Origin of the sequence: Bacteroides sp. D20, assembly GCF_003436255.1 — a bacterium.
Taxonomy (GTDB): domain Bacteria; phylum Bacteroidota; class Bacteroidia; order Bacteroidales; family Bacteroidaceae; genus Bacteroides; species Bacteroides uniformis.
In genome coordinates this window covers 112,164-118,647 of sequence record NZ_QSOO01000016.1, presented here as the reverse complement: position 1 = coordinate 118,647, position 6,484 = coordinate 112,164, and the positions used below count along the sequence as shown (strand labels likewise).

The 6,484-nt window shown below is 46.2% G+C and carries 7 protein-coding genes; all 7 read left to right on the top strand.

Annotated features, from left to right (window positions below; all coding sequences use genetic code 11):
• The first annotated feature begins 363 nt into the window (after positions 1-363).
• Entirely contained in the window at positions 364-810 is a 447-nt protein-coding gene (locus DXD78_RS16075) for a hypothetical protein (RefSeq protein ID WP_005828652.1), read from the top strand.
• Between the two features lie 199 nt (positions 811-1,009).
• The gene (locus DXD78_RS16070; RefSeq protein WP_005828650.1) at positions 1,010-1,822 is read left to right on the top strand and encodes a MotA/TolQ/ExbB proton channel family protein; all 813 of its coding nucleotides are present in this window, start codon (positions 1,010-1,012) and stop codon (positions 1,820-1,822) included.
• Positions 1,823-1,915: 93 nt separating this feature from the next.
• Positions 1,916-2,521, top strand: coding sequence for a biopolymer transporter ExbD (locus DXD78_RS16065; protein WP_005828648.1), 606 nt, complete (start codon positions 1,916-1,918; stop codon positions 2,519-2,521).
• Positions 2,522-2,560: 39 nt separating this feature from the next.
• Positions 2,561-3,211, top strand: a complete 651-nt coding sequence (locus DXD78_RS16060) for a biopolymer transporter ExbD (RefSeq protein WP_009037284.1) — start codon at positions 2,561-2,563, stop codon at positions 3,209-3,211.
• A 28-nt stretch (positions 3,212-3,239) separates the two neighbouring features.
• The gene (locus tag DXD78_RS16055) at positions 3,240-4,055 is read left to right on the top strand and encodes an energy transducer TonB (RefSeq protein WP_005828639.1); all 816 of its coding nucleotides are present in this window, start codon (positions 3,240-3,242) and stop codon (positions 4,053-4,055) included.
• A gap of 11 nt (positions 4,056-4,066) precedes the next feature.
• The gene (locus DXD78_RS16050) at positions 4,067-5,017 is read left to right on the top strand and encodes a PstS family phosphate ABC transporter substrate-binding protein (RefSeq protein WP_009037283.1); all 951 of its coding nucleotides are present in this window, start codon (positions 4,067-4,069) and stop codon (positions 5,015-5,017) included.
• A gap of 5 nt (positions 5,018-5,022) precedes the next feature.
• The gene (locus DXD78_RS16045; RefSeq protein ID WP_009037282.1) at positions 5,023-6,468 is read left to right on the top strand and encodes a lipopolysaccharide assembly protein LapB; all 1,446 of its coding nucleotides are present in this window, start codon (positions 5,023-5,025) and stop codon (positions 6,466-6,468) included.
• Positions 6,469-6,484: the final 16 nt, after the last annotated feature.

Genomic DNA, 6,484 nt, shown 5'->3' with positions numbered 1-6,484 from the left:
CAGAAGAAGCCTCCGTGTCTGATAAGGATACGGAGGCTTTGTTCGTTTTATATACCTCTCCTCTAACATTCCGTTTCTACCGCTAATCACTATACCTTATTATATATAATTATTCATCATATATTCATCAGATTAATTCCCGAATTAAGGTGCTAAATGAATGATTAAAAACTTTTAAATCAGTATTTTATATCCTATTTCCACTTTCGTATTTCATATATTCTTCGTACCTTTACAGTGTATTAAAAGGTATAGTAAATCCTTTAATCAGTGAACAATTTAATCTTTTTACAAAAGAAAGTAACATAGCTGTAAAACAAATAAGAGAGACATCTGTTATTTATTGTAGAATCATTAGACGACATGAAAACAACTGTAAAGACATTCTGGATATGCATGCTACTGATGTTGACTTGCAGCATTAGCGGTAAAGCCATTGACCTGGTGCAGGTGGATGACAGAATGGCCGGAACTGCTGAAGTTTCCGCTTCTTTATCTTCATGTTCTTCTACTTCCGACAATAGTATTGACAAGAAGAATTCATTGTTCACGAATACCAAGTTCGCATGGACTACGGATGTCGAACTGGGAAACAAACCGGTTTCCGAAACTTACTCTTCTCATCAACAGCGTTTGCGCAGGGTGATTGAAGACAATCTTTTCCTCAGAAACATTCTTTTGATGTTATCCAACCACGAGAATCTACTCGTGCAAGGCCGCTCTAAATTATACTACTCAGATAAAGACCCGTACTATGCATTGACGGGCAGTGATTACTATATTTATACGCTTCGGCGGATTTTGATTTAGCCAACTTTTCTTCTTATTGATTTCCCCCTTTTTCTCCTTATTGTCTTGAAGAGACTGAAGGCAGGTGACCTTTAGTGTACATATATGTTAGTTAAGGTTGCAAGGATGATTACGCCCTGTCGGTTCGTAAGCGGGAAGTCGTATCCCTATGCTTTATTTTCAAAACTCTATTTAAATACCAACAATTAAACTTTTCATCATGGAAACTACTCAAAAAAAAGCAGCCTCTTTTAAAGGCATCAGATCCGCCGGTTGGGTAATCGTAATCTGTTTTATCATCGCCGTGCTTATTTTTCACTTTGTGTTGGGAAATCCCTCCAACTTTATGAACAACGACCCGAACAACCATCCGTTGCCGGGTAACTTCCTCGGTACCATCTATAAAGGTGGATTCATTGTTCCTGTAATTCAAACGCTTTTGCTGACTGTCATCGCACTGAGTATTGAACGTTATATTGCCATTGGCGCTGCCTTTGGTAAGGGGTCATTGGTGAAATTCGTAGCTAACATCAAAGCAGCCTTGGCTGAAGGTGATATGAAGAAGGCACAACAAATCTGCGATTCACAACGTGGTTCTGTAGCCAATGTGGTAAATGCCACTTTGAAGAAGTATGCCGAGATGGAGAATGACACAGAGTTGTCCAAAGACCAGAAACTGCTTGCCATCCAGAAGGAATTGGAAGAAGCCACTGCGCTGGAACTGCCGATGATGGAGCAGAATCTTCCTATTATTGGTACCATCACGACTTTAGGTACATTGATGGGATTGCTCGGTACAGTTATCGGTATGATCCGTTCATTTGCCGCCCTTGCAGCCGGAGGTTCAGCCGACTCCATGGCTCTGTCGCAAGGTATTTCTGAGGCTTTGATTAATACTGCCTTCGGTATCTTGACCGGTGCATTGGCCGTTATCTCCTACAACTATTATACAAACAAGATTGACAAGTTGACTTACAGCCTCGATGAGGTTGGTTTCTCCATCGTGCAGACTTTTGCAGCTACCCATAAATAGTTGACTGCTGATAGTTGGAGCTGCGCTGTGACGTAGGCTTCTATTATCTATTCAACGAATGAATTCTCAATTTTAATTTTCAATGAAACGATTATGGGCAGAGCGAAAATAAAAAAGAAAAGTACGTTCATCGATATGACGGCGATGAGTGACGTAACTGTACTGCTGCTGACCTTCTTCATGCTGACTTCTACGTTCGTGAAGAAAGAGCCGGTACAAGTAACGACTCCCGCCTCTGTATCCGAGATTAAGATTCCGGAGACAAATGTACTCCAGATATTGGTCGATCCGAGCGGAAAAGTATTTATGAGTCTGGACAAGCAGTCCGACTTGCGCGAAGTGCTGGAAGCTATGGGGCAGGAGTATGGAGTGACTTTCACTCCGGAGGAAACTAAAAAATTCATGCTGGCGTCTACCTTTGGTGTGCCGATGAAGAGTATGAAGAAATACCTCGACTTGCCGCAAGACCAGCAAGATGCTGTATTGAAGAATGAGGGGATACCGACAGACAGTATTGACAATCAGTTCAAGGCCTGGGTACGCAACGCCCGTGCAGTGAACAGTGATTTGCGCATTGCCATCAAGGCAGATGCCAATACTCCTTATTCCGTAATAAAAAATGTGATGAACTCACTTCAGGACCTCAGAGAGAACCGGTATAACCTGATTACTTCTCTGAAGACCACAAGTGAGGAGTGACAAGCTACGAGTTACAAGTAGAACAAGAAAGGAAACATTATGGCTGAAATACAAGAAAGCGGCAACAAGAAAGATGGAAAAAGCAAGCAGAAGAAAATGACTGTCAGGGTGGACTTTACACCTATGGTGGACATGAACATGTTGCTGATTACCTTCTTTATGCTTTGTACCTCACTGAGCAAACCTCAGACCATGGAGATAAGCATGCCGAGCAATGACAAGACCATCACCGAGGAGCAGCAGACCAAAGTCAAGGCTTCCCAAGCCATTACGCTGTTGCTGGGCGATGACAACAAGTTGTATTATTACGAAGGAGAACCCAACTACAAGGACTATACCTCACTGAAGGAAACCACCTATCAGGCGGACGGTCTGCGGGCAATGCTTCTGCAACGTAATAGAGTTGCTGTGAACGAGGTGAACAGACTGAAGCAGCAGAAACTGGATCTTAAGATATCAGAGGATGACTACCGGAAACAGCTTTCCGAGATAAAAAGCGGAAAGGATACGCCGACAGTCATCATCAAGGCTACCGACAAGTCTTCGTACAAGAATCTGATTGATGCTCTCGATGAAATGCAGATATGTAATATAGGTAAGTATGTGATAACGGATATTGCCGAAGCCGACGAGTTTTTGATGAAGAACTACGAAAGCAAGGGCGAATTGTCCCAGAACATTGCTGAATGATGTGTAACACCCAAAGAAAGGAAAGAATATGGCTAAAGTAGATTTAAGCTCCCAAGCATGGTGTGACCTCGTGTTCAGTGGTAAGAACAAAGCATATGGAGCCTATAAGATGCGTGAGACCTCTCCCAGACGGCACAACATTGCCGTGATACTGGTAATTGTAATTGCATTGATAGGTTTCAGTATCCCTACGCTGATAAAGATGGCTACCCCCAAACAGAAAGAAGTGATGACCGAAGTGACTACCCTTTCGCAGCTGGAAGAACCGGAAGTGAAGCAGGAAGAGATGAAGCGGATAGAGCCCGTGGCCCCACCGCCGCCTGCATTGAAAAGCTCCATTAAGTTTACCGCTCCCGTCATCAAAAAGGATGAGGAAGTGAGGGACGAGGATGAAATAAAAAGCCAGACAGAACTGACGGAAACGAAAGTTGCCATCTCCATTGCCGACGTGAAAGGTAATGACGAGGAACACGGCAAGGACATCGCCGACTTGAAACAAGTGGTGACGCAGGCCGAACCGGAACCTGAAAAGGTTTTCGATATGGTAGAGCAGATGCCCCAGTTCCCCGGTGGTCAGGCCGAGATGATGCAGTTCATCAGCAAGAATATGAAGTATCCGACCATTGCCCAGGAAAACGGTACGCAAGGGCGTGTAACCTGCCAGTTTGTGGTAGGTGCCGACGGCAAGGTGCGTGATGTGAAAGTGCTGAGAGGTGTAGACCCCTATCTGGATAAAGAAGCTGTCCGTGTGATTATGTCCATGCCCAAATGGATTCCCGGCAAGCAGAATGGTAAGGCCGTATCGGTGAAATATACGATACCGGTGATGTTTAGATTACAATAAGTGTGTGTGTTATGAAAACGGTGAAACAACTTCAGCTTTCAGGCTTGCTGGTGCTGCTGACTCTGCTGTCTGCCTGCCAAAGCAAGCCCAAGGACGGACAAACGGATACGTATACCTCCGGTGTGATTGCAATTGCTGCGGACGAAAGTTTCCAGCCTATTGTGCAGGAAGAAATTGACGTGTTCGAAGGACTGTTCCCCTTGGCAGGAATTGTGCCCCGTTATGTGACGGAAGTCGATGCCGTCAACCTCTTGCTCAAGGACAGTCTGCGGTTGGCAATAACCAGTCGCAGACTGACTCCCGAAGAGATGAATTCCTTCAATAGCCGGAAGTTTTTTCCGCAGGAGATAAAGATTGCTACGGACGGGCTGGCATTGATAACCCATCTTGGCAATCCAGATTCATTGATTAGTGTGAAGGACATCTGCCGCATCCTGACGGGTGATGCGAAGCAGTGGAAAGATATCTATCCGGCTTCCCGTCTGGGGGATATCAGTCTTGTGTTTGACAACAAGAACTCCAGTACCGTACGTTTTGCTGTCGATTCCATCTGTAAGGGTGTACCGCTTTCCAGTCAGTTGAAAGCGTTGAAAACCAATAGGGAGGTGATTGACTACGTGGCCCGCACGCCTGATGCCATCGGTATTATCGGCGTGAACTGGCTGAGCGACCGGAATGACAGTACGGGGCTCTCTTTCAGTAAAGAGGTGCGGCTGATGTCCGTCAGTGCTGCTGACAAGGCCATGCCGGACAACAGTTACAAACCCTATCAGGCGTATTTGTATTACGGTGATTATCCGTTGGCACGCAGCATCTATGCCTTGTTGAATGATCCGCGGAGCGCACTTCCGTGGGGATTTGCCTCTTTCCTCGCTTCCGACCGGGGACAGCGGATTATATTGAAGTCGGGATTGGTCCCCGCCACCCAACCGGTGCGCGTGGTGAACGTCAAGGATGAATAACTAAAATGAATGCTAACATGAAACGTAGATTTGTATTTTGTTTGGGAGCGATGCTGTTTGCAGGTACGCTCGCCGCACAAACGCCGGTGCCCGAATGGCAGGCGGGGGTGGATAAAGTAAAAAGTCTGATAAAGACGAATCCGGAGCAGGCTTCCGACGCAGCCGGAGAACTGCTGAAGGGCAAGAACAAGAAAAATGTGGAGCTTGTGACTTCCGTGGCCCGTGCCTATCTGGATGTAGGACAGCTGAAAGAGGCGGAAACCTATCTGGAGATGGCAAGAAAGGCCGACAACAAGGCTCCGGCAGTTTCTGTACTCGAGGGTGACATCGCTTTTGCCCGGAAAGATATCGGAAAGGCATGCCAGCTTTATGAGCAAGCCATCTATTTTGATTCGAATTATAAGGATGCGTATCTGAAATATGCGCAGGCATACAAGTCTGCCAGTCCTTCGCAGGCCATAGAGAAGCTGAACCAGCTGAAGGCCATAGCTCCGGATTGCCTGGAAGCAGACAAGGAGCTGGCGGAAGTGTATTACGCCACCAACCGTTTTGGCAAGGCTGCCGACACCTATGCCAAGTTCATCGATACTCCCGTGGCTACGGAAGATGACATCCTGAAATATGCTTTTGCACTATTCCTGAACCACGACTTCGAGAAATCCTTGGCGGTGGCGCAGAAAGGTTTGCAGAAGAATGCCCGCCATGCCGCATTCAACCGGCTTGTGATGTACAACAATGTCGACCTCAAGCGTTATGACGAGGCAGAGAAGGCTGCCGATGCTTTCTTCAATGCTTCGGATAATGCCGATTATTCATGCTTGGATTACCGCTATCACGGTGCTCTGTTGAGTGCTCTGAAGAAATATGACCAGGCCATTGAGGAATATGGTAAGGCATTGGAGAAGGATGAGAGTCAGGTGGATTTGTGGCGTGAGATTGCCGATGCTTATGAATTGAAAAACGACTATACCCAAGCCATTGCTGCTTATAAAAAGTACTATGACTCGCTGGCACAAGATAAAAAGACGTCCGAAAACTTATTCCAGTTAGGGCGTCTGTACTACGGAGAGGGTACGTCCTCGGACACTCTCTCCGTTCAGTCTGCCGACCGCATGGCGGCATTGCAGGCTGCCGACTCTGTGTTCGCACTTGTTGCCGAACAAGCTCCCGACAGTTATTTGGGAGATATGTGGCGCGCCCGCACACACTCTGCCATGGACCCCGAAACTACAGAGGGATTGGCGAAACCTTATTACGAGAAGGTGGTGGACGTACTGCTTGCCAAAAACGAACCGAGGTACAACTCTGCATTGATAGAGTGTTACAGTTATCTGGGCTACTACTATCTGTTGAAGAGTGACTATGCTACTTCGAAAGAGTACTGGAATAAAATTCTGGCTATCGACCCCACCAATGCCACAGCAAACAAGGCATTGGACGGCATCAAATAGCAATAATTTTAGTTGT

Coding starts and splice junctions, on each gene's coding strand:
- DXD78_RS16065 (WP_005828648.1), top strand. CDS start 1,916: ATGGGCAGAGCGAAAATAAAAAAGAAAAGTACGTTCATCGATATGACG.
- DXD78_RS16070 (WP_005828650.1), top strand. CDS start 1,010: ATGGAAACTACTCAAAAAAAAGCAGCCTCTTTTAAAGGCATCAGATCC.
- DXD78_RS16045 (WP_009037282.1), top strand. CDS start 5,023: ATGAATGCTAACATGAAACGTAGATTTGTATTTTGTTTGGGAGCGATG.
- DXD78_RS16050 (WP_009037283.1), top strand. CDS start 4,067: ATGAAAACGGTGAAACAACTTCAGCTTTCAGGCTTGCTGGTGCTGCTG.
- DXD78_RS16075 (WP_005828652.1), top strand. CDS start 364: ATGAAAACAACTGTAAAGACATTCTGGATATGCATGCTACTGATGTTG.
- DXD78_RS16060 (WP_009037284.1), top strand. CDS start 2,561: ATGGCTGAAATACAAGAAAGCGGCAACAAGAAAGATGGAAAAAGCAAG.
- DXD78_RS16055 (WP_005828639.1), top strand. CDS start 3,240: ATGGCTAAAGTAGATTTAAGCTCCCAAGCATGGTGTGACCTCGTGTTC.